This is a genomic window from Streptomyces bathyalis (genome assembly GCF_015910445.1).
GTDB classification, from domain to species: Bacteria; Actinomycetota; Actinomycetes; order Streptomycetales; family Streptomycetaceae; genus Streptomyces; species Streptomyces bathyalis.
In genome coordinates this window covers 3,352,219-3,376,831 of sequence record NZ_CP048882.1, presented here as the reverse complement: position 1 = coordinate 3,376,831, position 24,613 = coordinate 3,352,219, and the positions used below count along the sequence as shown (strand labels likewise).

The window sequence follows — 24,613 nt, the reverse complement described above, 5'->3', positions numbered from 1 at the left end:
GCGGCCCGTTCGGCTCGCCTCCCTGACCGGACATCAGCGCCGGAACGGACGGGGAGGCCCGGAGGCCCGCGGCCGTCCGGTCGGGCGTTCTTCGGCGGACGGAAGCCGGGGCCCGCAAGTCCCGCTCCGGGCCGCCGACTTGGCCCCGCGACAGGGGCCCGCCGGTGTGAGCGCCCGGGCACGTTACCTTCACCGACTCCCTTCACACGCGGCCCTTCAGTGATCACTATCAGTGGCCCTAAACTGCTGTAACCCCCGGTAAACAGCCGGCTTTTCGCAGCCCTCCCGTGTCTCGGTGCATCAGGCTGCCCCCATGACCCGCTGGAGAACCTTTTGACTTTCGCCCGTCGCCCCGGCATGTCTTCACACACCCACCGCCGGGCGCCGCAGACTCGCCGCAACGACCCTGTGGTTCAGGGGAGTTCGGGGTTTCTCCGACGGGACTCCATGCGGCCCGCCTACCGGACGGGCTCCTCCAGCGAGGCCCTGACCGCCGCCCGGCGCACCCAGCTCCACAGGGGTCTCGGCCTCGTCCTCGGCGTCTTTCTGCTGTACGCCCTCGTCTCCTGCCTCATCCCCGGGCTGCTGCCCCTGCACGTCTTCGGCGGCCTCCGCGTGGGTGAACTGGCCGCCGCCGCACAGGTGTTGCTCATCGCCGTCGCCGTGTTCCGTCACGACCGTCACGCCCGGCGGCACGTCGAACCGCTGGCGCAGCGGGTCGCCAAGCGCGAACCGGCCGTACAGGCCGAGCAACCCCGTCGCTCCTGGACGGCGGGCACCAGCGAGACGCCGGACGATGAAGGCGGTGGGTTCAACGCCTTCGACTCCTCCCGCGCCTTCGGCGGCCGGACGAACGGGGCGCGCGGCGCAGCGAGGGCGACCACGTGAGTTCACTCGCCGACGAACGTGCCATAGCGATCTCCGTCTTCCTCGTCTTTCTCGCGGGCTGCCTCTTCATCTCCATGCTGACCAGCCCCGACCTGCACGAGGGCATGGACGACTTCTTCGCGCCGCAGGGAAGTACGAATCCCCTGCGCCAAGGGATCGCCTTCACCGGCGACTTCATCTCGGCGGCCGGCGTCCTGTACCTCTGCGGGATCGTCGCCGTCGGCAGCTATGACGGCATCCTCGTCATCGCCGCCACAGCGCTCTCGCCGGTGCTGATGAAGATATGGCTGGCCGAACGCCTACCCACCGGGCCCGGCTGGTCACTCGGCGACGTGCTCTCCCGCCGCCTGCCCGCGGGTCCCGCCCGCCGCGCCGCCGGCATCGCGACGCTCGTCGTGTCCATACCGCTGCTCATCGCGCAGCTCGTCCCCATCGGGCAGATCACCGCCTCGCTGATGGGACTGCCGGGCGAGCACGGCGAGATGGCCGGTATCGCGCTCGTCGGAATCCTCATCCTCTCCTGCGCGGCGATCGGTGGTGTACGAGGCTCCACGCTGCTCCAGATCGTCAAGACCGTCGGGTTCCTGCTGGTGGCACCTCTGCTGGCCGCACTGGTGCTCGCCCGCTTCGACTGGGACTACGGCGAGGTGCTCGCGCAGGCCGCACAGGGCAGCGGAGCGGGCGAGGCCTACCTCGCCCCCGGGCGGCTGTTCGGCACCGACTTCGTGGGACGCCTCGACACGCTCAGCCTCGCCGTCACCGTGCTGCTCGGCACGGCGTTCCTGCCGCATCTGGTGATGCGCCTCTCCACGAGCCGCACGGCCGAAAGCGCACGCCGCGCGAGCAGTTGGGCCGTCGCCGCCATCTGCCTGATATCCGTCGCGGTCGCGGTCATCGGCTACGGCATGCAGGCGCTCGCCGGAGCGAAGCAACTCGAGGACGCGGGCCCCCGCGGCAGCAACAACCTGCTGCTGCTCGCTGCCGCACTCGACGGGAGCGACCCCAACAGCCCCGACAGCCCGGGCACGTTGCTCACGTTCATCGCCTGCGCGGCGTTCCTGACCGTCCTCGCGTCCGCGTCGGTGCTGCTTCTCGCGGGCTCAGCCGCGATCGTCCACGACATGGGCCGCCACCGGCACGCCCCCGCCGGCCAGGTCAACCCGCACCGTCCGCTGCGGGCGAGGATCGCACTCGTGATCGTCGGCGTGGTCTGCATCGCGCTGGCCGTCTTCGGACGCACCGCCGACGCGCAGTTCTGGCTCGTCCTCACGTACACCGAGGCCGCCACCGTCGTACTCCCCGCGCTCGGATGCGCCCTGCTCTGGCGGGACTTCACCCTGCGCGGGCTTCGCTGGTGCGTGTACGGGGGCACGCTCGTCACCCTGGCGCTGCTCGCGGTCTCGCCGGCCGTCTCCGGCAGCCCGGACTCCGTCTTCCCGGATGAGGACTGGGTCGTCTTCCCGCTCTACGCCCCGGGCCTCCTCAGCGTCCCGCTCGCGTTCCTGCTGGCATGGGCGGGCACGCGGCTCACCCCGGCGTCACGGATCGAGCCCGCTCCGGCGAACCCCCAACGGACGGGCCGCTCCGAGGACTTGCTCAGCGCGACCGGAGCGCGTCGCCCCTGACGGCGGCGACGAAGGCGCCCCAGCTCGTGGCGGGGAAGAGGAGCGCGGGCCCGTCCGGGACCTTGCTGTCGCGGACGGGCATCACCCCGTCGAACCCGTCGGCGACCTCGAGGCATGCGCCGCCGTCACCGTTGCTGTAGGACGACTTGCGCCAGGCGGCTATGTCCAATTCCGGTCCGCTGCTCATGGTTTCGCGTAGTCCTCCGCCACCGACTCGATGCGTGCCAGGGACGCCTCTGGCGACAGCGCGGCGGCCCTGACCAGATCGTATGCCTTGCTGTATTGCCTCACCAGCGCTGGCTCGTCGATGAGTTGACCCGCGTATGCACTCTCCGTGTACGTCACCGCGGGCGAGTCCGCAAAGGTCATGTTGATCACGGTGCCGTTGAGGAAGGCAGGCGCTCCGGCGGCGAACGGCATCACTTGGACCACGATGCGGTGATGGCCCCGGCCCATGCCGACAAGCCTCTCCAGCTGCTCGGTCATCACTGCTGGACCACCGACAGGGACTCGAAGAGCTGCTTCGTGGATGACGACCCACAACTCCGGCGCTGTTGGGTGGTCGAGGAGGCGTGCCCGTTCCATTCGAGCCCTCACATGGCCTTCGATCTCGTCGTCGGGCGCGAAGGTCTGCGCCGCCCGGGTCAGCGCCCGCGCATACGCCTCGGTCTGCAGCAGCCCGGGTACGAGCATCGGTGCGTATTCGCTGATCGTGATGGCCTGCTTCTCCAACTCCGCCGCGTCCGCGAAGTAGTCGGGGTGCTTCGACTGCCGGGCGAGCCTGCACAGGCGCTGGACGTGCTCACCGCTGCCGAGGACTTCGTCGAACTGCTTGGAGACGTCCGTCTGCGGGCGGCGCACGGCCGACTCGAACTGCCCCACGTACGTGCCGGAACAGAAGACGCGCTCGCCCAACTGCTCCTGCGACAGCCCGGCCTTCTCACGGAGACGGCGAAGTTCCGCGCCGTAGAAGGCGCGTGGCGAGGTGTAGGGGTCGAGCTCTTTGGGCTGAGTCATTGCCGGTTTCCCCCGGGTCGAGCAGATCGCTTGCTGGGTCGGATCCCCTACACAGCGTAGCCGCGTTTGGTGACGCTATGAGTGTGAAGCGTGACGAACGGGCAACCAGGGAAAGGTGATCGCAGTGCACTCCGTGTATCCGGACTCCTTCGACGACCGAGCCGTCGAGGCCATGACGACGTCCACCGAGGCGGTCGTGAAGCTTCAGGAAGCTCTCACCGACCTCGGCATCGTCCTTCCGTCCCTCAGTATCGATCTGCTCTCGTGCAGCCGCCCGTTGGACCCGCGTCCACTCATCGAGCTGGGGCGTTGCAACCTCGAGACGGCCGCCGCACTGACCGCCGCTCTCCGCAGGGCGGGTGAGGCTTGAGCCGGGAGCCCGCGCTGCCGATCGAAGGCATGGTCGTCGTCGACGAGGATCGGGGCAGCGTCGGCAAGGTCCACGGACGGCAGGACGGACGGCTGAGGCTCCGCCCCATTCGGGGCGGCCGCGAGTGGGAAGCCGACCCCGCCCGTGTACGCAGAGCCACGCCCGCCGAACGGCTCCGCGCCACGCTGGCCGCGGTCAACGCCGTCAGCCGCGCGGAGCCGTCGGACGGCGCGTGGAGGCGCGATGAGGGCGAGTGACCGGCCGGCCGAGCCGAGATGATCACGGGAGGACGAGGAACCGCCTGCGCGCCCGGCGCCCTCTCCGGTGCGACGCGCCGGAGGCGCACATGGCGGCGGCAGGCCGGCCCGCGGTGTCACGGAAGGGCCACGGGGCGGCCCGCCGCCGTGTCCGGAGCGCCGGGCCGAATCCCCGGGACGCTGCCCGGAGAGTCTGCCGGACAGAGGTCCGGACGGGAGCCGGAACCCTCAGCAAGGGCGCCGGTCCGGCTTGCTGGTCCACGCCTCGTACGTCGGGGGCAGTCCCTCGGCGTATGAGGTTCTCGTAGAGCTTTGCCCGAGTTGCACCTAAAATTACATTTGCCTACGCTACCTGAAGTGAGTTCTCGCGCAACCCCGCGATTCACGGCGGATCTCGCCGCTGCGGTCATTCCCAACAAGGTATGTACGGAGCGGAATTGATCGCTGCCGGCGCCGACGAGGCGAGGACACCATGAGCAGCCACCGAAACACGGTGACCACGGGCAACCGCCCACACATCGAGGGCGAGCTGACCAGACGCGGCGAGAGCGCGTACGAGCGCGCGCGTGAGTCGGCGGTCTGGAACGGGCTCAAGCCCGACCGGTTCCCGGAGCTGATCGTGCGCCCGGCCTCCGAGCGGGACATTCCCCAAGTCCTCGCCTACGCCCGCGAGCAGGGCCTGCGCGTCTCTATGCGCTCCGGTGGGCACAACTGGTCCGGCGCCCAACTCCGCGACGGCGCCCTGCTTCTCGACCTCTCCGGCCTCGAACAGTGCGACATCGACCCGGACTCGTCGACGGCGACGGTGGGCCCCGGCGTCATCGGCCGGACGCTCGCCGCTCAACTGGCCCGCTACCGGCTGGCGTTCCCCACCGGCCACTGCCCGACTGTCGCCCTGGGCGGCTACCTGCTCAGCGGGGGCCTCGGCTGGAACTGTCGTGAACTGGGCCCGGCCTGTCAGTACGTCGAGGAGATCGAGGCGGTGACGGCCGACGGCCGCACCGTCACCTGCAGCCAGCGTGAGAACCCGGACCTGTTCTGGGCCGCACGCGGAGCGGGGTGCGGCTTCTTCGCCGTCGTCACCCGCTTCAGGCTGCGGCTGCTTCCGCACCCGGGCTCGATCATGACGGCGCGGTTCACGTTCCCGCTGACCGAGGCCGAGCGCGTGGGGAGCTGGGCGGTGAGCACGGCGCGGGAGATGCCGTCGAACGTCGAGACCAGTCTCGTACTCACGGCCGCCGGCCCCGCCGTGGGCACGGCCGCCCCCGGGCCCCGGCTCAAGATCCAGGCGAGCGCCTTCGCCGCGACACGGGAGCAGGCGGCGGACGCGCTCGTACCGCTGGACGCATGCCCCTTCCTCGATCGCGCCCTGGAAGTGAGTCCGTCGAGCCCCGTGGCCTTCAGGGACCTGTACGAAGGCGACGGTTCGACATGGTCCGCCGAGCGGCGGTACACGGTCGACACCCTGTGGTCGACGGAGTCGTACGAGACCCAACTGGCGCGCGGCGCCGAGCTGATCGCCCGGTCGCCGTCCGAGCACTCACTGGTCCTCATCCCCGTGGAGCCCGTCGCCCCCGACCCGCAGGGCTTGCGGGACATGGCCTTCTCCGCGCTGGGCGAGTCCTATCTCGCCTGCTTCGCGATCTGGGAGGACCCGGCGGCCGACGTGGCCAACACGCGCTGGCTGCGGGAGGGAATGGACGAACTCGACCCGAGCGGTACCGGAAGCCACTACATCGGCGAGGCGGACCTGGGCGCCGGGGTGTCACGTTCCCGGCGCTCCTACGCGCCCGCCGACTGGGAACGACTGAGGCAGGTGAGGGATCGATGGGACCCTTCCGGACTCTTCCAGGACTACCTCACTCCCTGAAGCCCGCCTGCTCAGGGCGTCTTTCGGCCATGTCCGAAAGGCGTGCGCAGGCGCCCGCGGAAGCGGCACTCTCTACGACGGGCAGCGGTGTTCCGGGCGTTGTACGGGGGAGGTCCGGAGCACCGCGCTCACCCGTGCCGGCTCCGCGACCAGCGACTACGCCCATGATCCGGGGCGGATCCGTCCCAGGCGCTCCCGGGAGCGGTGGTGAACGCCATGCCTGAACTGCCCGACGTCGAAGGCTTCCGCAGGCTCCTGGACTCATGCGCCCGCGACCGGCGGATCCGCCATGTCGAGGTCTACGACACGGGCGTGCTGCACGGCGTGAGCGCGCAACGTCTGCGCCGCGAGCTGGAGGGCCGCACCTTCACCGAGCCCGGTCGTCACGGCAAATGGCTCCTCGCCCGAACCGGCGGCCCCACGCTGATGCTCCACTTCGGCATGACCGGACAACTGCTGTGCTGCCGCCCGACGGACGAGCGGCACGCGCACGACCGCGTCGCCTTCACCCTCGGCCGCGAACGCCAGCTCCGCTACCGCGACCAGCGCAAACTCAAGGGCCTCTGGCTCGCGGACGAAGAGGAACTCGCCCGCACCCTGGACGCGCAGGGCCCGGACGCCGCCGCCGTGGGCCGCGACGAGTTCGACGCGCTGCTCCGGCGCCGCCGGGGCGGCGTCAAGTCCGCGCTGACCGACCAGTCGGTGATCGCGGGGATCGGGAACCTGCTGGCCGACGAGATCCTCTGGCACTCCCGCCTGCACCCGTCCCGCCGCGCGAACAGCCTCACCGACGGCGAACGCGCCCGCCTCCACGGGGACATGCGCACCGTCCTGCGCTCGTCCGTCCGCGCGGGCTGCGTACCGCCCCGCGAATCCTGGCTGACGGGCCATCGCGACGAGCCGCACGGCACGTGCCCGCGCTGCGGCACGGACCTGAGCCGCGGCCGCACCGCCGGCCGCAGCACGGTTTGGTGCCCGCGCTGTCAGCCGCGCCCCGGGTGACGAGTCGCCACGCACCGTCACCGCAAAGGCACATAGGTGCAGGTGATGGGACGTTGCGGCCCTCGGACTGGCTGGCCCGTCCAGACTCCCGCAGACTGTCACAAGAGTGACGAACAGTGCCCATACGCATGGCCGGAGGGACAGTTCATGAGTGGAAACAAGGCCGTCGCCTACATCGAACCCGGCGTCGTCGAAGTGCAGACCATCGCCTATCCCGATCTGGAGCTGCACGACGGCCCCGGAGTGGACCCGCGCAACGTCGGACGCAAGTGCCGGCACGGCGCCATCCTCAAGGTCCTTGCGACCAACATCTGCGGCAGCGACCAGCACATGGTGCGCGGCCGCACCACCGCGCCCGCGGACCTCGTACTGGGCCACGAGATCACCGGCGAGGTGATCGAGACGGGACCGGACGTCGAGTTCGTCAACGAGGGCGACGTCGTCTCCGTGCCGTTCAACATCGCGTGCGGCCGCTGCCGCAACTGCAAGGAGCGCAAGACCCACATCTGCCTCAACGTCAATCCGGCCCGTCCCGGATCCGCCTACGGCTACGTCGACATGGGCGGCTGGGTCGGCGGCCAGGCCGAATACGTGATGGTGCCGTACGCGGACTTCAACCTGCTGCGGTTCCCGGACCGCGAGCAGGCCCTGGACAAGCTCCTCGACCTGGCGATGCTCGCCGACATCTTCCCCACCGGCTACCACGGTTGCGTCAGCGCGGGCGTCGGCCCGGGCAGCAGCGTCTACATCGCCGGCGCGGGCCCGGTCGGCCTCGCCGCGGCGCATTCGGCCCAACTCCTCGGCGCCGCCGTCGTCATCGTCGGTGACCTCAACGAGAAGCGTCTCGCCCAGGCCCGCAGCTTCGGCTGCGAGACGGTCGACCTGACGCGCGGCTCACCGCAGGACCAGATCGAGGACCTGCTCGGCGAACCGGAAGTCGACGCAGCCGTCGACGCCGTGGGCTTCGAGGCGAAGGGCCATGGCAAGGACTCCGACGAGGCCCCCGCCACGGTGCTGAACTCGCTGATGGAGGTGGCAAGGGCCGGTGGCGCCCTGGGAATTCCCGGGCTGTACGTCACCGAGGACCCCCGCGGCGTCGACGCCGACGCACAGACCGGATCGCTCAAGCTGCGACTCGGCCTCGGCTGGGCGAAGGCGCACAGCTTCACCACGGGCCAGTGCCCGGTGATGAAGTACAACCGTGAGTTGTCCATGGCGATCCTCAACGGCCGCGCGCAGATCGCCAAGGCGGTCAACGCCCAGGTGCTCCCCTTGGAGGACGCACCGCACGGCTACGCCGAGTTCGACAAGGGCGCCAGCACCAAGTACGTCCTCGACCCGCACGGCGCGTTCGACCGCTTCTCGACGGCCCTCTGACAGACCGTCACCCTCGCCCGGACATGCGGACGGGCAGCTCAAGAACCCGGTGCGGACCGGTTCCTGAGCTGCCCGACGAGGCCGCCTCTTGTGCCTATTCGAGGAGCCCGGACGCCGCTCCACCGTTGGCGTCACCGGAGGTCTGGTCGTTGTCGTTGTTGCCGACGCCGCAGATGTTCTGCATGTTGCGGGAGTCGGCCAGCGTGATGAGGGGGCCGGTGACGGTGACGAGGCCGCCCAGGTCCGTGGACCCAGCGGTGTCGCCGTTCGACTGGTTGCAGGTGATCTTCACGTCCTTCGGGGGCTCTTCTCCCCCGCCTGCTGCGGCGACGCCGGCACCGAGCATGCTGACGCTACCGACCATGGTCGCCACAAGAGCAGCTTGGCGAAGCTTGGGCATTTCATCTCCACTTCGATGAAGGCTTACGCGATCGGTAATTGATCGCATACAGGCAGTGGAAAACCATATTCGCCGAAATGGGATATACCGTTGTCCAACACGCGGTTTTGCACTGCCCCATGGCCGGGCCGACCGTCGAGGTCGGTTCTGCGGCCTTGTGTTGGGACCGGGTGGGACATGGTTCAGGGACCGAGCCCGAAGGCTCGGTCCCTGAATGTGATTCGGCGAGGTCGGTGTCAGCCGCCGACGAGACCGTTGGCGTCTCCGCCGGTGGCGGCGCCGGAGGTCTGGTCGTTGCCGATGATGAAGGCACCGCAGTTGTTCTGCAGGTTGCGGGAGTCGGCGTTGCCGCCACCGCCGGTCAGCGCGGCGAGGGCCGGGAGGTCGGTGTCGCCTTCGGTGTCACCGTTCGACTGGGTGCAGGTGATGTTCGGGATCTGCGGGGGCGGGCCACCGAAGTCGCCGGCGGACGCAACACCGGCACCGAGCATGCTGACGCCGCCGGCCACGACGGCCAGTACGGCAGCTTCGCGAAGCTTGCGCATTTGATCTCCACTTTCATGAGGGCTTGGACACGATCAGTAACCGATCGCATGTAGGCAGTCACATACGGTATTGCGTGAAATCAGGCTTTTCAGCTGCAACACGCCGTTTTGCTCTGATCCAGCGCCAGAGGCTTCGGTCCTTGGTGTCTGCCGTGACCGGGTGGGGACATGGTTCAGGGACCGAGCCCGAGGCTCGGTCCCTGAATGTGTACCGATGAGACCGGTCCGCTTAGACGGCGGACGAGTCTCCGCCGGTGGCGGGGCCGGAGGTCTGGTCGTTGCCGATGATGCCGACGCCGCAGTTGTTCTGCAGGTTGCGGGAGTCGGCGTTGCCGCCGCCGCCGGTCAGCGCGGCGAGGAGCGGAGCGTCGACGTCGCCTTCGGTGTCACCGTTCGTCTGGTTGCAGGTGATGTTCGGGAGCTGCGGGGGCTCCCACTCGCCGGCGGACGCGACGCCGGCACCGACCATGCCGACGCTGCCGACCATGGCGGCCACGACTGCAGCTTCGCGAAGCATGCGCATGTCTTTTCCTTTTCGGTGGTGGCTCGAGCGCGATCCATAGGGATCGCGATTAGCAGAGGCCAACATATTGCTCTGTTTTGGGTGTTTTCATCCTCAACACGCCGTTTTGCTCTGATCCGCCGCTTGAGTCGCCGATCCTCGGTGTCCGCTGCGACCGGGCGGGACATGATTCAGGGACCGAGTCCGAAGACTCGGTCCCTGAATGTGAATCGGCGAGGTCGGTGTCAGCCGACGAGGCCGCTGGCCTCTCCGCCTTCGGCGGGACCGGAGGTCTGGTCGTTGCCGATGATGCCGACGCCGCAGTTGTTCTGCAGGTTGCGGGAGTCGGCGTTGCCGCCGCCGCCGGTCAGGGCGGCGAGGGCCGGGAGGTCGGTGTCGCCTTCGGTGTCACCGTTCGTCTGGGTGCAGTTGATGGTCGGGAGCTGTGGGGGCTCCCCCTCGCCGGCGGACGCGACGCCGGCACCGACCATGCCGACGCTGCCGACCATGGCGGCCACGACTGCAGCTTCGCGAAGCATGCGCATGTCTTTTCCTTTTCGGTGGTGGCTCGAGCGCGATCCGTAGGGATCGCATGAAGCAGAGTTCAACGTATTGCTGTTTTCTGTCTTTTCGTCCACAACACGCCGTTTTGCTCTGAATTGCTGCATGGGCGGACTGCCGGATCGGGTTCTTCGGCCCTGCGTTGTGACGGGGCGGGGCATGGTTCAGGGACCGAGCCCGCAGGCCCGGTCCCTGAATGTGAATCGACGAGGTCGGTGTCAGCCGCCGACGAGGCCGTTGGCGTCTCCGCCTTCGGCGGCACCGGAGCTCTGCTCGTTGCCGAAGATGCCGACGCCGCAGTTGTTCTGCAGGTTGCGGGAGTCGGCGTTGCCGCCGCCCGGGGTCAGCGCGGCGAGCAGGGGCGCGTCGACGTCGCCTTCGGTGTCACCGTTCGTCTGGGTGCAGTTGATGGTCGGGATCTCCGATCCGCCGGCGGAGGCGACGCCGGCACCGACCATGCCAAGGCTGCCGACAACGGCGGCCACGACAGCAGCTTCGCGAAGCATGCGCATGTCTTTCCCTTTTCGGTGGTGGCTCGAGCGCGATCTGTAGTTGATCGCATCTATACGGTGACGAACCATATGAGGGGATTGGGAATTTGTGACTGGAACACGCCGGTTTGATCTGAATGGACGTCAGAAACTTCATGCTCCGCGCAGCGGCCGGGGCTTCCTTGGAGGCTGGACGGTGGCCGAACGTCACTGCGGCTTGGGGCACTTGGGGAGGCGCGTGCAGGCGGGTCGCACACCGGAGCTCGGCGTGGGCAGCTGTGTGAACGGATCCCGATCGGCCCTGCCGTTCGCGCCGGTCGCTCGCCTCAGCGGCTAACGTCCGCTCAGGTCACCGGAGGCAGCCGGGCCGCCGGGCCTGCCCCCCGATCGGAGACCGACGTGACCCGCCCGACTCTTGCCCGCAGATGTATCCGGATCGCGCCCCTTCTGCTGACGGCGCTGGGCTTGGGCGTCAGTGCCACCGGGTGCGTCGCGGAGGCCGGAGCCACCACACGGACCGAGGTCGTGGCTCCGGACAGCCCGTTCCTCGCCGAGGTCGCCGAGCAGATCGCGCTGCCGGCGCACGCGTGGACCGCCTGGGGCACTCACACGGCCAGGGGTTATACGACGGAGGCGGCCGAGACCGTCGATGTCGAAGGCATGAGGGCCGACTGCGAGAACATCAACCTCAACAAGAAGCTGGCCCCCGACTTCCGCAGCGACGTGTTCGGTCCGGGCGTGAAGGGGTTCTTCTACAAGTGTCAGCGGGTCGCGTACGACACCAACAAGTACTGGTTCACGATCAGTTCGGCGGACGAGGGGCAGATCGACAAGCTGTGTGACCCCTCGACCGAGTACCCGATCGTCCACGATGAGCAGCACGACACCTACTGGATCGACGAGCCGTTCAACTGCACCCGCCGGGTGGGTCCTTCGTAGAGCGCGGAACCGGGTCGGCCCGCCCGACGGCTCGTTGCGGACGCTCAGCGCACCGAGCGCAAGGTGACGTCGTGGACGTAGCCCGGGTAGGGGTCGTCGCCCGCCTCGGCGAGTCTCGTGCCGATACCGTGTGCGGCGGCGATGACGGGTGGAGCCAGCCGGTCGAGATCCAGATGGCTGGAGCGGACCACCACACCGACGGCCGCCACCGGTTCGTCGTCCACAAGGACAGGGCTCGCGACCGAACAACTCCCGAGAGTCATCTCCTCGCGCGTGGTGGAGAATCCACGCCGTCGTGTGCGCTGCAGGTCACGTCGCAGCCGGCCCGGCTCGCGGATCGAGTACCTCGTCGGGTGGCTCAGCGGCTGGCTGAGGTGGTCGTCGATGTCGGCGGGTGACGCCCAGGCGAGCAGCGCCTTGCCGACGCCGGTCGTATGGAGCGGAAGCCGTCCGCCGGTGCGGGAGATGATCGGCACCGACCGGTGGCCGGTGAGCTTCTCCACGTACAGCGCGTTGTCCCCGTCGCGCACGGCCAGATGGACGTTCTCGCGCGTCGCCTCGTAGAGCTCCTGCATGAACGGCATGGCGACATCGCGCAACTGCGTGTGCAGACCGCTCAGCAGCCCGAGCTCCAGGAGGCGGAGCCCCACGCGGTACGTCCCGTCGTCCTCCCGTTCCAGGCCCCGCCAGCGGGTCAGTTCGCCGACGAGGCGGTGGGCGGTCGGCAGGCTCAGGTCCGCCCGGTGGGCGAGGTCGGTGAGCGTCAGCCGCGGATGCTCGAAGTCGAACGCGTCGAGGATCGCCAGCATGCGCGAAGCCACGGTGCGGCCCGGCTGGCTGTTGTTTCCGGCCATGTGTTTCCGCTCAGTGAAAGGCAGCCCTGTGCCTGGAGTGTGCCACGCACCACGATGTCGGTCACCCCGACAAGGAGAAACACCATGTCGTCAACGTCCCCGAGGTTCTCGACGCCCGCTGCCGGCGCGAACGCGCAACGTTCGGCCCGGGGCGGCGTCTGGCCGGTTCTGCTCTGCTGGCTCGCGGTCGCGCTCGACGGGTTCGACCTGGTCGTGCTCGGAGCGGTCATCCCCACGCTCACCAAGACACACGCTCTCGGGTTCGACCCCGGGACGCTCACCACGGCGGCCACCCTCGGGCTGGTCGGCGTCGGCATCGGTGCGGTGGCGATCGGGCCGCTCACCGACCGGTTCGGCCGCCGCGCCAGCCTGATGACCTGCATAGCGGCCTTCTCCGTACTGACGCTCGCGATCGCCTGGGCACCGAACATCGCCACGTTCGTCGCGCTGCGCTTCCTCAGCGGACTGGGCCTGGGCGCCTGTCTGCCGACGGCGCTGGCGTACATGACCGAGTACGCGCGGCCCGGGCGCCGCGGCTCCGCCGTCACGCAGATGATGACCGGCTACCACGTGGGCGCGGTGCTCACCGCCGTGCTGGCGATCGTGGTCATCCCGAAGTTGGGCTGGGAGGCGATGTTCGCCGTCGGCGGGCTGGCCGGGCTGCTGACACTGCCGGTGATGTGGGCCAAGCTGCCCGAGTCGCAGGCGTTCCTCGACGCCCGCGGCAAGGTGGCCTCCGCGGCCGGGGAGCCGGTGCGGCCCTCCGCCCTGCTGCGCGGCCGGCTGCTGCGCGTCAGCCTCGGGATCTGGATCGCCTCGTTCATGGGACTGCTTCTCGTGTACGGGCTCAACACCTGGCTTCCGCAGATCATGGGCGCGGCCGGGTACTCCGTCGGTGACTCCCTCGGGCTGCTGCTCGCGCTCAACCTCGGCGCCGTCGCGGGCCTGTTGCTCGCCGGGCGGGTCTCGGACGCGCGTGGAAACAAGCGCACCGTGCTGCTGTGGTTCGGCGTCTCCGCCGTATTCCTCGCGTTGCTGTCGGTCAAGTTGGAGTCGACGGCGGTGGTGTACGCCGCGGTCTTCCTGGCCGGAGTGTTCGTCTTCAGCGCGCAGGTGCTCGTGTACGCCTTCGTCGGCCACCTGTTCGCCGCGGAGGTGCGCGGCACCGCCCTGGGACTGGCCGCAGGGGTGGGACGGCTCGGCGCGATCGTCGGTCCGTTCCTCGGCGGGCTGCTGGTGAGCGCGGGCGTCGCCCATCCCTGGGGCTTCTACGCATTCTCCGTCGCCGCGGTTCTCGCCGTACTGGCCCTGCTCGTCGTTCCGGCGAACCTGCGGGAGGGCAGCTGATGAAGACGACGCGGACCCAGGTGGTGATCGTCGGGGCAGGGCCCGCCGGACTGTTGCTCTCCCACCTGCTGGACCGGGAAGGCATCGAGTCGGTGCTGCTGGAGAACCGCAGCCCTGACTACGTCCGCGGCCGCATCCGTGCCGGGATGCTGGAGCACTCGACCGTCGAACTGCTCGTCGAGGCCGGCGTGGGCGACCGGCTCAAGCGCGAGGGCATGGAGCACCGGGGGATCTACCTCCAGTTCCCGCACGAGCGCCACCACATCGACTTCCGCTCCCTCGCGAACCGGTCGGTGTGGGTGTACGGGCAGACGGAGGTCACGCGTGACCTGATGCAGGCGCGCTCCGCCGCGGGTCAGCAGTCCCACTACGAGGTCGGCGACGTCGCCCTGCACGACATCGACGGTGAGAGTCCGTCCGTCACCTTCGTCGACGTGGAGGGCCGTCCCCACCGCATCGACTGCGACGTCGTCGCCGGCTGCGACGGCTTCCACGGCCCTGCGCGCCGGAGCATCCCCGAGGGTGCGCGCCGCTCGTTCGGGCGGGAGTACCCGTACGCGTGGCTCGGCGTTCTGGCCGACGTCGCTCCGTCGACGGACGAGCTCATCTACGCCTGGCATCCCGAGGGCTTCGCGATGCACTCGATGCGCTCGCACTCCGTCAGCCGGTTCTATCTGCAGGTCGACCCGTCCGACGACGTCGCCGGATGGTCCGACGACCGGATCTGGGACGCGCTGGCCCGTCGCCTCGGGCACGGGCAGGACGGGTGGCAGCTGCAACCGGGGCGGATCACCGACAAGTCGGTCCTGCCGATGCGCAGCTTCGTCTCGACGCCGATGCAGTACGGGCGGCTCTTCCTTGCGGGCGATGCGGCGCACATCGTCCCGCCGACCGGTGCCAAGGGACTCAACCTCGCGGTGGCCGACGTGGCGCTGCTCTCTCGCGCGCTGGCGGCCCTGCTGCGTGACGGAGACCCGCGTCCGGCCGACGAGTACACGGACACGGCGCTGCGGCGGGTCTGGCGGGGTACCCACTTCTCGTGGTGGATGACCAGCATGCTGCACGTCACTGGTGATCCGTTCGACGCTCAGCTGCAACGGTCGCAACTGGAGTGGGTCGTCCGCTCCGAGAGCGCCGCGGCGGGTCTGGCGGAGAACTACGCCGGACTCCCCATCGGCTACTGAGCGCGGCCGGGTCGAGCAGTCGCGGCGTGAGATCGATGCGGCCCCTACTGGCGTGAGCGTGCGCCGGCAGGGGCCGCATCGATGCGGAGGTGAGCATGTGATGCAGGTGTCTTTTCACGAAGTTCACCGGGGCCGTGCCCGAGCGGAATTCGAAGTCGCCGCGGTCACTTCGGCGGATTCTCGCGGGATTCCGTGGCCGGTGAAGAGGTGAACAAGAGCGGGGAGGCCGTAGGGGAGGCCGTAGTTGACCGCGAAGCGCACGTGCTCGTTCTCCATGGTGAAGATGTCCTGCGACCAGCCCGCGAGCCAGTCGGCCACCGGCCGTGCGATTTCCGAGTCGCAGTTACGAGAATTCCATAACTGGTTCACAGGATTGGTGTGACGGTTTCTCCGTCCCGTGGCGCAGAGAGGAAAGCGGCCGGGGCGTCCTCGGCCGTCCGGGATGGAGGGCAACCGTCCTCCTGGCCTGTGCTTTGCGCGTGAGTGGTCGAGGGCCGAAGACCCTGCCCCGCGCCTCCGCCCGGACCGCGTGACCGGTCGGGCGGACCGCAGCCGACCGGCTGCCCCTGCGCGTTGCGTCTGGGGCCGCGAGTTGCCGTCGGCGCTGAAGGAGGTGAGGTCGTGCTGGTGGCGGAGCGCTATCGGCTGGTGGAAGAACTCGGCCGCGGCGCCATGGGGGAGGTGTGGCGGGCCGAGGACACAACGCTCGGACGCGAGGTCGCCGTAAAGCTCCTCCTCGAACAGGTGGCGATCGATCACGCGGCGGAGCGGTTCCGGCAGGAGGCGCAGACGGCTGCCCGGCTCAACCACCCCAACGTGGTCGCCGTGTACGACTTCGACGGGGACGGCGAGCGCGGCTACCTGGTGATGGAACTCGTCCCGGGGCACAGCCTGCGCGACGAACTCGCCACACGTGACGGCCTCGATGCCGACGAGGTGTGCCGGCTTGCCGGACAGGCGGCGGTCGGTCTGGCCGCCGCCCACGCGCGCGGGGTGGTCCACCGGGACGTCAAGCCCGGCAACTTGCTGCTGACTCCGGACGGACGGGTGAAGGTGGCCGACTTCGGCATCGCGCGAGCCGCCGTCGAGGCCGACGCCTCGATGACCGCCACCGGCGCCATGCTGGGCACGAGCGTCTACCTCGCGCCGGAGCGCGCCATGGGCGGCTCCGCCGAACCCCCCAGTGACGTCTACGCGTTGGGCTGCGTCCTCTACGAAATGCTCTGCGGGCGACCGCCGTTCACCGGGGACCCGGCGGCGGTCGTGTACCAGCATGTGGACCAGCCACCCCGGCCGCCGGCCGAACTGCGGCCCGACATTCCCGCCGCCCTCGCGGACTTCGTCCTGCGGATGCTGGCCAAGGACCCGGCCGCCCGTCCCACTGCGGCGAAGGCAGCTCACTTCCTCACCGGCGACACCGCGTCCATCGGCCCCACCGCCGTGAAGGCGGAGGCAGAGGCGACCCGACGACTGCCACGCCCCGCGGCTGTCACGCGAGGGGCTGCCCTGTCCCGTCGTTCGGCGGCTCTGGCTGCCGTTGTTCTGGCAGGCGTTGTCGCCATCGCGGGGTTGGCCGGCTTCCTGCTGAGCTCCGGTTACAACCACGAGGCCGACCCGCCCGCGTCACCGAAGCCCTCCACCTCCGAGCCCGACCGGTCTCGCGCGCCGGACACGGGGTCGGCGAACACGCCTCCGGCCCGCGAGAAGCCGGGACCCGGAGGGGCGGACCGCAAGGACGGGCCGCAGCCTCCGGACGAGCAGCTCAAGCGGGAGCAGGAGGCCGACAGGAAGGCGGCGGAGGACGAGCGCAAGCAGCCGGAAGGCCCGAGCAAGAAGGGTCCGGCCGAGCAGCCGAAGCCGTGAACCGGGTCGGTCGGGCGACTTTGCGCTTCTGCTGACGCCCGACGTGGGGTTCGGGCTCTCCCGGGTGGCGGTTACCGAGCGTTTCCGTTGGAACTCTCTGTCAGGGGCGCGAGGGGCGGCAGGGGTGCGAGGGGCGGCAGGAGTGCGAGGGGCGGCAGGGGTGGGCCGGACCGGCGCTGACGTGCAGCCGTCCTCCTGTCTCCCTAGGCTGGTTGAGGGGGGGACCCAGCCGGGCGCCCGAGCGCGACCGGCGCAGCGATCTGGAGTCCGCCATGACCACACCACGGGACTTGATGATCACCGCCATCGACGTGGAGCCCAGCCGCCCGGTGGAGCAGGGCGAGCTGTCGCTGGCACTGGCGGGAGCCGAACTGATCGACCTGCTGGCTGACGGAGCCGTCACGCTGGAGGACGACCGGATCGTGCCCGGCCAGCGGACGATGATGACGGATGGCCTGCTCGATCAGGCCACGGCGTCCCTCGACCGGGAAGCGCCGTACGAGCCGGTCGGCGACTGGCTGTGGCGCAGAGGACGCGGCCTCGCCGCGGACTACTCGGCCGCCCTCGAGGCCGAAGGGCAACTCGTCCGGCAACGTCGTCCGTGGATGCCTTTCCGGACGGGTCAGTTGGTGGCCGTCGAATCGCTCGACCGCCGTCGGGCGGCGGACCGCTGGGCCGCGGACGAGCCGGTCCTCACCGCACTCGCGACGGCCGTCGGCATCCGCAGCGAAGGAGCGGAGGCCTCGCCGAGCGCGGGCGACGACGCGGTGGACACGGTGCTCGCAGCAGTCGACAACGCGTCGGTGGAACTGGCGGCGGAACGTCAGAAGCGCTCCATCGAGAAGGACGCGTTCGACAACGTCTGGCGAGGCTACTGAGAACGTCTGGCGAGGCTTCTGGGAACGTCTGGCGAGGCTTCTGGGAACGTCTGGCGAGGCGTCTGGGAACGCCTGGCGAGGCGTCTGGGAACGCCTGGCGAGGCTACTGAGGAGGCCGCGAACGCGCCATGGCCGTACGGGAGTTGGCGGGTGGTGCGGAGCACCGGCCTGAGCTGCCGCCGAAGCGTCGGGGAGCCCGCCTTCGTTCATCCCGGTGAGTTCGGGCCGAGAACCCTGGATGAACTCCGGGTAGCAGTTACGGGCGCTGTCTTGACCTCGCAGGCCGGGGTCCATAGCTTGCCTGCAATGTTCATGACTGATGCGCCTTCATCAAAATGAAGAGGGTGCTGGCCGACCACCGGTCGACCGAAGCGGGGGAGATCAGGCGTGAGACGACCGGGCCGATGGGCAGGTGCCGCGGATCTCAGTCGTCGCGCCCAGGCCAGGCTTCGCCGGATGCCTCGGCGGGCCGGTCCGGGCAGTCGCAGTCGTAGTCCGGCGACACCCCGGCTTCCCGCACGAATCCGCTTCGGAACGTATGCGCTTCGAAACGAATCCGCTTCGAAACGAATGCGCCTCGAAGGGGCGCGTCATGCCAGTGAGTTGGTGCGTGGATGGAACGACATGCCGGCTCGCGTAGGCGGCGCCGATGCACAGCTCATCAAGCTCCATCGCGCAACAACCAAACAACCCCCACAAGACGGCGCCGAACGCGCGCCGGTCAACGAAAGGAAGGCGAATGACGGGACGTCGCCGCCATCCATCAGGGAGACTTCAACTCAGTTTGGCCAGGTATGCCACCAAGCGCAGTGGGTACGTCATAGCGGGTGCCTTCGCTGCGAGTTTCCTGGCGGCCGGGACGGCATCCGCAGCCGACACCGGCCCCAACTCAAGTGCCAGCGCTCCGGATTCGAGTACGAGTGCACAGGGGAGCGTCCGATCGAGCGCGAAGGCGACCCCGGGGAACGCCGGCGGCGCGAGCGCCCAACAGACCCGCACAGGCGGATCGACCTCACACGACGCACCGAGGTCGAGCAACACCCAGATCACCGCCCGGGACAACGGGGACGGCACAAGGACACTGTCCAGCCAGCACAGCACCAGCCGCTTCTCCTCGCCGGAACGGGAACCTGCAGACGAACCGGAATCACCGGTCGGCGATGGTCCGGCACCGTCACTCGGCGACGCTCTCTCCGCACTGGCTGCGCCGCCGGCGAATGCTCCGGCCGCGGATGCTCCGGCTCCGCCGCCTGCTCCGGGTCCCGCAAATGACGCTCCGGCGCCTGCTCCGGCTCCGCCGCCTGCTCCGGCCGCGGATGCCCCGGCTTCGGCGCCTGCTCCGGCGGCTGATGCACCCGCTGCACCGCCTGCTCCGGCGGCCGATGCACCCGCTGCACCGCCTGCTCCGGCCGCGGATGCCCCGGCTCCGCCGCCAGCTTCGGGACCGGCAAATGAGGCCCCGGCTGAGGCTCAGGCGCCTGCTCCGGCCGCGGATGCTCCGGCTTCGGCGCCTGCTCCGGCGGCTGATGCACCGGCTGCACCGGCTGCTCCGGGTCCGGCCCCTGCTCCGGCTGCGGATGTTCCGGCTTCGGCGCCTGCTCCGGGTCCGGCTCCTGCTCCGGCTGCACCGCCTGCTCCGGCTCCGGGTCCCGTGAATGAGGCTCCGGCGCCTGCTCCGGCCGCGGATGCCCCGGCTGCGCCGCCTGCTCCGGGTCCCGCAAATGAGGCTCCGGCGCCTGCTCCGGCGGCTGAGGCTCCGGCTGCGCCGCCTGCTCCCGCGCCGGGTCCAGTTGCGGAACCCGAGCGTCACGCAGCTGACGGTCTCCCGGCTCCTGCTCCGGCTCCGGCTCCTGCCCCGGCCGCCGAGGCTGCGACACCGGGACAGGCTCCGGTGCCCGCTGGTCCTCCGCCAGCTGGTGGGGTTTCGGCCCCGGCTCCTGCCGGTCCGCCGCCTGCGCGCGCCAGTGACGCTCCGGCTGCTCCGGCGCCTGCTGGTCCTCCACCAACTCCGGTTCCGGGGCCAGTTGTGGAACCCGAGCGTCACGCGGCTGACGGTCTCCCGGCGCCTGTTCCTGCGCCTGCTGGTCCGCCTCCGGCTCCGGCTCCTGCCGGTCCGCCGCCTGCACGCGCCAGTGATACTCCGGCTGCTCCGGCCCCGCCGGGGACTATCGCGCCGAGTGACCTCGGCGGCTTGCTCGGGGCCCCGGCTCCTCCTGGTCCGCCTCCGGCACCGGCCCCGGCTCCTGCCGGTCCGGCGCCTCCGGCACCGGCCCCGGCTCCTGCCGGTCCGGCGCCTGCGGATCCCCCTCCGGGGACTATCGCGCCGACCGATCTCGGCGGCCTGCTCGGGGCTCCGCCTGCTCCCGCTCCGGGACCAGTTGTGGAACCCGAGCGTCACGCGGCTGACGGTCTCCCGGCCGCTCCGGCCCCGGCTCCCGCGGGTCCGGGTCCCGCTCCTGCGGGTCCGGGTCCGGCGCCTGCGGGTCCGCCGCCGGTGGCTCCCGGGAACCTCCCCAAGCAGGATTGGCAGACGGGGCCGGGCGTCCTCGTCCGGACGTACGAGGTGCCAGGGGTGGATGCCTACAAGCTTCCGCCGAGCCCGAATGGGAGCTTCTCCACTCCGTCCACAGCCCAGGTGTACATCCCGGGCCACGTTCCCCCACCCGATACTGCCACCCTGCCGGAAGCCAGCTGGGACAACGGGCTGCTGAGCGCGTGGCACGCGAATATCAAGGGGGAGACGATGAGCATCCCCTACAAGGAACCGGCCACGTACGAGCCGACTTACCGCGGGGGCAGCATCAAAGCGCCGGGCAAGATCGGTTCCATCGACGTCTCCGTGAACCAGGACTACCAGATTCGAGCGGTCGGGATGGAGCCGGTGGAATCCCAGCACATTCTCACGCCGGAGGGTCAACCCGTCACGCGGGTGAACTACGAGTACCAGTACGAGGTTCGAAAGCGGACCGTAGGAACCGTGCAGGGCATCCATGGCTGGACCGAGTCGGAGTGGAAGCGCGTTTCGACGGAAGAGGTGGCCAACCTGGTCAGCAAGGACAGTGTGGCGAAAACGAACCTGCCCGGATGGGAAGGGTCATGACCGCGCGCTTTCTCGCCTCGAGCTGTCCCTTGGGCGGCAACTGAAGCGAGAAGGGCGCTCCTGACCCGCACGATCAGACCTGTTGAAGGTCCATGTAGTGCAACGCTCAGGTGACGTCGGGTCCCACGCAAGGCAACTGGTGCCCCGCTGCTCGTCGTTGGAGCGGCGGGGCACCGTGCCGGGGTCACACCGTGTCCGGCTACGACGTGCGGAAGCAGTTGCTCACCGACGCCAAAGTGCGCGACGGGCGCCTGCACGGCGCCAGCGACGACGGGGTGCCGGCGGAGAGTCCGGCAGACCCCCCGTTGAGACTGCGCATGAGACGGAGAACGACGAAGGCCCCGACCGGTCTCCCGGTCGGGGCCTTCGTTCAGCCCGGTGAGGCTGGGCGGAGGATACGAGATTCGAACTCGTGAGGGGTTGCCCCCAACACGCTTTCCAAGCGTGCGCCCTAGGCCACTAGGCGAATCCTCCGCCGCAAACACTACAAGACGCCGAGCAGTGCTCGCGAACTCGATCCCCGGTACGGCCATCGGGTACTGTTGGGCGCAGCCCCTCACGTGGCGCTAACTCTCTGAACTCCCCCAGGGCCGGAAGGCAGCAAGGGTAGGAGGGCTCTGGCGGGTGCGTGAGGGGCGTTCGCGTGCGCGAGGGCGTTCGGGCCCCGTTTTCGGGCGGCGCCACCGCACGTCCCCGCTCCGAGGAGGCGCTTCCCCGCGCCCCTTTCTCCAGGCGCTCGCGCGCTCCCGTTCTCCCCGGGGCCACCGCGCTGGTGTGCGGGTGGACGGCGGGTGGGGTGAGCGCGGCGTGACTTGTCGGTCCGCACCGATATCGTCGGGGGTGTGTCGTCCCTCGCCCTGTACCGCCGGTACCGCCCCGAGACCTTCGCCGAGGTCATCGGGCAAGAGCATGTGACAGAGCCGCTTCAGCAGGCTCTGCGCAACAACCGCGTCAACCACGCGTATCTCTTCAGCGGGCCGCGCGGCTGCGGCAAGACGACCAGTGCGCGCATCCTCGCCCGCTGCCTCAACTGCGAGCAGGGGCCGACACCTTCGCCCTGCGGTGAGTGCCGCTCGTGCCTCGACCTCGCGCGGAACGGCCCGGGGTCGATCGATGTGATCGAGATCGACGCGGCGTCGCACGGGGGCGTCGACGACGCACGCGAGTTGAGGGAGAAGGCGTTCTTCGGGCCGGCCTCCAGCCGGTACAAGATCTATATCGTCGACGAGGCGCACATGGTCACCTCGGCGGGCTTCAACGCCCTGCTGAAGGTGGTCGAAGAGCCGCCCGAGCACCTGAAGTTCATCTTCGCGACGACGGAGCCGGAGAAGGTCATCGGCACGATCCGCTCGCGTACGCACCACTACCCGTTCCGGCTCGTGCCGCCGGGGACGCTGCGTGACCACCTGGCCGAGGTGTGTGAGCGGGAGTCGATCCCCGTCGAGGAGTCCGTGCTGCCGCTCGCCGTTCGCGCGGGCGCGGGGTCGGTGCGGGACGCGATGTCGGTCATGGACCAGCTGCTGGCGGGCGCCGATGAGAACGGCGTGACGTACGCCATGGCCACGGCCCTGCTCGGATACACCGACAGCGCGCTGCTGGACGGCGTGGTGGAGGCTTTCGCGGCGGGCGACGGGGCGCGGGCCTTCGAGATCGTCGACCGCGTCATCGAGGGCGGTCACGATCCGCGGCGCTTCGTGACGGATCTTCTGGAGCGGCTGCGTGACCTGGTGATCATCGCTGCCGTTCCGGACGCCTTGGACAAGGGGTTGATCGACGCCCCGGCAGACGTGGTCGAGGGAATGCGTGCGCAGGCCGTCGCCTTCGGTGCCGCGGAGCTCAGCCGAGCGGCCGACGTGGTCAACACGGGCCTGACCGAGATGCGCGGAGCGACATCGCCGCGGCTCCAGCTGGAGTTGATCTGTGCGCGGGTGCTGCTGCCCGCGGCGTACGGGGACGAACGTTCCGTGCAGGCCCGGCTCGACCGGCTGGAGAGGGGTGCGGCCTTCGCGGGAGGCTCGGGCCTCCCGGCGGCGCCCGTGCAGGCTGCAGGCCCGGCGGCTCCCGCTCCGGCTCCGCGGGCCGCCGCTCCAGCCACGAACGCGAGGGTCGCTGAGCAGGCACAGGACACGGGATCCGCGCCGGCCCGGACCGCGGAGCCGGCGCCCTCCGCCGAGCTGCCCAGTGGCGGCGCGGGTGCTCCGGCCTCGGCGCCCCCGTCCGGTGGCGGCGGCAGGCGCCCGGGTGCGTGGCCCTCGTCGACAGGACCCGCCACAGGAGCCGGGGCAGGAGCCGGGCCCGCGACAGGAGCAGGCGCCGCGGCCGGAGCCGGAGCGGGGGACGAGGATGCCGCGGCGGCCTCCGGAGCGGCCGCACGGGACGAGGCCCCGCCGCGGGAGCCGTCCCGAGCGCCCGGTGCCTGGCCGGGCAGCGGCGGCGGTGCGCAGCGGAGCGCCCCGGCAGAACCCGCGGCTCCAGCCGAACCCGCAGCTTCAGCCGAACCCGCAGCTCCCGCGGGCCCGCCCGAGCCCGCGCCGCAGCCCGCCGGCGCCGCCGACGCGGAGTCCGCACCGGCTCCGGCCGCGCAGGACCCGTCCCAGGGCGCCGCCCAGGTCCGGCAGATGTGGCCGCAGATCCTGGATGCGGTGAAGAACCGGCGCCGCTTCACCTGGATCCTGCTGAGCCAGAACGCGCAGGTCGTCGGCTTCGACGGCTCCACGCTCCAACTCGGTTTCTCCAACTCCGGCGCCCGCGACAGCTTCGTGGGCGGCGGCAGCGAGGACGTACTGATCCAGGCGCTGAACGACGCGCTGGGCGTGCAGTGGAAGGTCGAGGCGATCGTCGACCCGTCCGGTGGCGGCGGCGCGGGCGCGAGAGGCCCTGGCGGCCCGCCGGGCGGCGGTGGCTTCGGCGGCGGTGCGGGCGGCGGCTCCTCGGCTCCCTCCGCCCCTCCCGCCGCACCCTCCGCTTCGTTCTCCCCGTCGGGGCAGCAGGCGCACGGATCGTCCTACGGGCCGGGCACGGGCGGTGGCGGGCAGTCGCCGCAGGGTGGCCAGGGCTCCGGGGGCGGCGCCGCGGGTGCCCGTCAGGCGCTCGCCACCGCGCAGGTCGCCACCGGCGCGCAGTCCGCCGGGGCCTCCGGCCCGGGCAGGGCGAACGGGGTTGTTCCGGGCCCGTCCGGGCCGCACGGTTCCGCGGCGCCGGCGGCCGCCGCGTACAGCAGCACGATCGAGGACGACATGCCCGCGGAGGACGATCCCGATCTTGACGAATCGGCCCTCTCCGGCCATGACTTGATCATGCGCGAACTCGGGGCCACCGTGATCGAGGAGTTCGATCACGAATGAGCTCTTCCGTCCTGTTCCAGGTGGTCGAGGGGCAGGTTGGGTACAGGGTCAGCGGGGTCGGCGCAGAGCACGTAGGCTCGTTCTACGAGATGAAGAACCGCGCGTACGGCATCTGTCCGAGGCGGATGAACAGCCGTACGGCGCGGGCCGCGCGAAGAACTGGCGCCGTGTGTGCACCGTGCACAACCGGCACCGCGTG

23 protein-coding genes, 1 tRNA gene and 1 other RNA gene are annotated in these 24,613 nt (G+C 70.1%); 15 read left to right on the top strand and 10 right to left on the bottom strand.

The features are described from left to right. Positions 1 to 447 precede the first annotated feature (447 nt). The gene (locus G4Z16_RS14665; protein WP_197351207.1) at positions 448 to 888 is read left to right on the top strand and encodes a DUF485 domain-containing protein; all 441 of its coding nucleotides are present in this window, start codon (positions 448 to 450) and stop codon (positions 886 to 888) included. Beyond that, positions 885 to 2,513 carry a sodium:solute symporter family transporter gene (locus tag G4Z16_RS14660; protein ID WP_197351205.1) on the top strand — a complete coding sequence of 543 codons (1,629 nt, stop codon included), beginning with the start codon at positions 885 to 887 and terminating at the stop codon, positions 2,511 to 2,513. Before G4Z16_RS14665 ends, G4Z16_RS14660 begins: the two co-directional genes overlap by 4 nt. On the opposite strand, the gene G4Z16_RS14655 is transcribed toward G4Z16_RS14660, so the two are convergent. Continuing rightward, complete coding sequence (locus G4Z16_RS14655; RefSeq protein ID WP_197351203.1) at positions 2,485 to 2,700, bottom strand: DUF397 domain-containing protein; 216 nt, start codon at positions 2,698 to 2,700, stop codon at positions 2,485 to 2,487. The genes G4Z16_RS14660 and G4Z16_RS14655 overlap by 29 nt on opposite strands. Further along, on the bottom strand, positions 2,697 to 3,530 hold the full coding sequence (locus tag G4Z16_RS14650) for a helix-turn-helix domain-containing protein (RefSeq protein WP_197351201.1): 834 nt from the start codon (positions 3,528 to 3,530) through the stop codon (positions 2,697 to 2,699). Before G4Z16_RS14650 ends, G4Z16_RS14655 begins: the two co-directional genes overlap by 4 nt. A 115-nt stretch (positions 3,531 to 3,645) precedes the next feature. On the opposite strand from G4Z16_RS14650, the gene G4Z16_RS14645 reads away from it, so the two are divergent. The 5 genes from G4Z16_RS14645 to fdhA all read left to right on the top strand — a co-directional run bounded on the left by G4Z16_RS14645 (position 3,646) and on the right by fdhA (position 8,406). Then, positions 3,646 to 3,900, top strand: coding sequence for a hypothetical protein (locus G4Z16_RS14645; protein ID WP_246530857.1), 255 nt, complete (start codon positions 3,646 to 3,648; stop codon positions 3,898 to 3,900). Beyond that, positions 3,897 to 4,157, top strand: coding sequence for a hypothetical protein (locus G4Z16_RS14640; RefSeq protein WP_246530856.1), 261 nt, complete (start codon positions 3,897 to 3,899; stop codon positions 4,155 to 4,157). The genes G4Z16_RS14645 and G4Z16_RS14640 overlap by 4 nt, the downstream gene beginning before the upstream one ends. Positions 4,158 to 4,629: 472 nt before the next feature. Then, positions 4,630 to 6,027, top strand: coding sequence for an FAD-binding oxidoreductase (locus G4Z16_RS14635; protein ID WP_197351199.1), 1,398 nt, complete (start codon positions 4,630 to 4,632; stop codon positions 6,025 to 6,027). Positions 6,028 to 6,243: 216 nt separating this feature from the next. Further along, on the top strand, positions 6,244 to 7,029 hold the full coding sequence (locus G4Z16_RS14630; RefSeq protein WP_197354590.1) for an Fpg/Nei family DNA glycosylase: 786 nt from the start codon (positions 6,244 to 6,246) through the stop codon (positions 7,027 to 7,029). 147 nt (positions 7,030 to 7,176) lie between these two features. Further along, the gene (fdhA, locus tag G4Z16_RS14625) at positions 7,177 to 8,406 is read left to right on the top strand and encodes a formaldehyde dehydrogenase, glutathione-independent (protein WP_197351198.1); all 1,230 of its coding nucleotides are present in this window, start codon (positions 7,177 to 7,179) and stop codon (positions 8,404 to 8,406) included. 94 nt (positions 8,407 to 8,500) lie between these two features. On the opposite strand, the gene G4Z16_RS14620 is transcribed toward fdhA, so the two are convergent. From G4Z16_RS14620 to G4Z16_RS14600, 5 genes are all read right to left on the bottom strand, one after another. Then, positions 8,501 to 8,806 carry a hypothetical protein gene (locus tag G4Z16_RS14620; protein ID WP_197351197.1) on the bottom strand — a complete coding sequence of 102 codons (306 nt, stop codon included), beginning with the start codon at positions 8,804 to 8,806 and terminating at the stop codon, positions 8,501 to 8,503. Between the two features lie 236 nt (positions 8,807 to 9,042). Further along, a complete protein-coding gene (locus tag G4Z16_RS14615) occupies positions 9,043 to 9,351 on the bottom strand; it encodes a hypothetical protein (RefSeq protein ID WP_197351196.1) in 309 nt (102 codons plus the stop codon). A gap of 229 nt (positions 9,352 to 9,580) precedes the next feature. Continuing rightward, entirely contained in the window at positions 9,581 to 9,868 is a 288-nt protein-coding gene (locus G4Z16_RS14610; protein ID WP_197351195.1) for a hypothetical protein, read from the bottom strand. 230 nt (positions 9,869 to 10,098) lie between these two features. Next, the gene (locus tag G4Z16_RS14605; RefSeq protein ID WP_197351194.1) at positions 10,099 to 10,392 is read right to left on the bottom strand and encodes a hypothetical protein; all 294 of its coding nucleotides are present in this window, start codon (positions 10,390 to 10,392) and stop codon (positions 10,099 to 10,101) included. A gap of 240 nt (positions 10,393 to 10,632) precedes the next feature. Beyond that, positions 10,633 to 10,920 carry a hypothetical protein gene (locus tag G4Z16_RS14600; RefSeq protein WP_197351193.1) on the bottom strand — a complete coding sequence of 96 codons (288 nt, stop codon included), beginning with the start codon at positions 10,918 to 10,920 and terminating at the stop codon, positions 10,633 to 10,635. A 384-nt stretch (positions 10,921 to 11,304) separates the two neighbouring features. Here G4Z16_RS14600 and G4Z16_RS14595 point away from each other — a divergent pair, with 384 nt between their 5' ends. Then, a complete protein-coding gene (locus G4Z16_RS14595; protein ID WP_197351192.1) occupies positions 11,305 to 11,844 on the top strand; it encodes a hypothetical protein in 540 nt (179 codons plus the stop codon). A 44-nt stretch (positions 11,845 to 11,888) separates the two neighbouring features. Here G4Z16_RS14595 and G4Z16_RS14590 read toward each other — a convergent pair whose 3' ends face one another. After that, positions 11,889 to 12,698, bottom strand: a complete 810-nt coding sequence (locus G4Z16_RS14590) for an IclR family transcriptional regulator (protein WP_197351191.1) — start codon at positions 12,696 to 12,698, stop codon at positions 11,889 to 11,891. Between the two features lie 84 nt (positions 12,699 to 12,782). Here G4Z16_RS14590 and G4Z16_RS14585 point away from each other — a divergent pair, with 84 nt between their 5' ends. Both G4Z16_RS14585 and G4Z16_RS14580 read left to right on the top strand, forming a co-directional pair. Beyond that, the gene (locus G4Z16_RS14585) at positions 12,783 to 14,045 is read left to right on the top strand and encodes an MFS transporter (RefSeq protein WP_197351190.1); all 1,263 of its coding nucleotides are present in this window, start codon (positions 12,783 to 12,785) and stop codon (positions 14,043 to 14,045) included. Then, entirely contained in the window at positions 14,045 to 15,229 is a 1,185-nt protein-coding gene (locus G4Z16_RS14580) for a 4-hydroxybenzoate 3-monooxygenase (protein ID WP_197351189.1), read from the top strand. The genes G4Z16_RS14585 and G4Z16_RS14580 overlap by 1 nt, the downstream gene beginning before the upstream one ends. 123 nt (positions 15,230 to 15,352) lie before the next feature. Here the strand turns inward: G4Z16_RS14580 and G4Z16_RS14575 are convergent, their stop codons facing one another. Beyond that, positions 15,353 to 15,547: a hypothetical protein gene (locus G4Z16_RS14575; protein WP_197351188.1), complete on the bottom strand. Its 195-nt coding sequence runs from the start codon at positions 15,545 to 15,547 to the stop codon at positions 15,353 to 15,355. A 303-nt stretch (positions 15,548 to 15,850) separates the two neighbouring features. On the opposite strand from G4Z16_RS14575, the gene G4Z16_RS14570 reads away from it, so the two are divergent. The 3 genes from G4Z16_RS14570 (at position 15,851) to G4Z16_RS14560 (ending at position 21,070) form a co-directional block, all read left to right on the top strand. Then, positions 15,851 to 17,092, top strand: a complete 1,242-nt coding sequence (locus tag G4Z16_RS14570) for a serine/threonine-protein kinase (RefSeq protein WP_246530855.1) — start codon at positions 15,851 to 15,853, stop codon at positions 17,090 to 17,092. 272 nt (positions 17,093 to 17,364) lie between these two features. Then, positions 17,365 to 17,970 carry a GOLPH3/VPS74 family protein gene (locus tag G4Z16_RS14565; protein WP_197351187.1) on the top strand — a complete coding sequence of 202 codons (606 nt, stop codon included), beginning with the start codon at positions 17,365 to 17,367 and terminating at the stop codon, positions 17,968 to 17,970. 2,572 nt (positions 17,971 to 20,542) lie between these two features. Continuing rightward, positions 20,543 to 21,070 (top strand): hypothetical protein, encoded by a 528-nt coding sequence (locus G4Z16_RS14560; protein WP_197351186.1) that lies wholly within the window; start codon positions 20,543 to 20,545, stop codon positions 21,068 to 21,070. Positions 21,071 to 21,459: 389 nt separating this feature from the next. Here G4Z16_RS14560 and G4Z16_RS14555 read toward each other — a convergent pair. Next, positions 21,460 to 21,544, bottom strand: a tRNA-Ser gene (locus tag G4Z16_RS14555). Between the two features lie 74 nt (positions 21,545 to 21,618). Between G4Z16_RS14555 and ffs the strand changes: the two genes are divergently transcribed. Beyond that, positions 21,619 to 21,713, top strand: an RNA gene (ffs, locus tag G4Z16_RS14550) — signal recognition particle sRNA small type. Positions 21,714 to 21,912: 199 nt separating this feature from the next. Then, the gene (locus G4Z16_RS14545; RefSeq protein ID WP_197351185.1) at positions 21,913 to 24,414 is read left to right on the top strand and encodes a DNA polymerase III subunit gamma and tau; all 2,502 of its coding nucleotides are present in this window, start codon (positions 21,913 to 21,915) and stop codon (positions 24,412 to 24,414) included. The last annotated feature ends 199 nt before the right edge of the window (positions 24,415 to 24,613 follow it).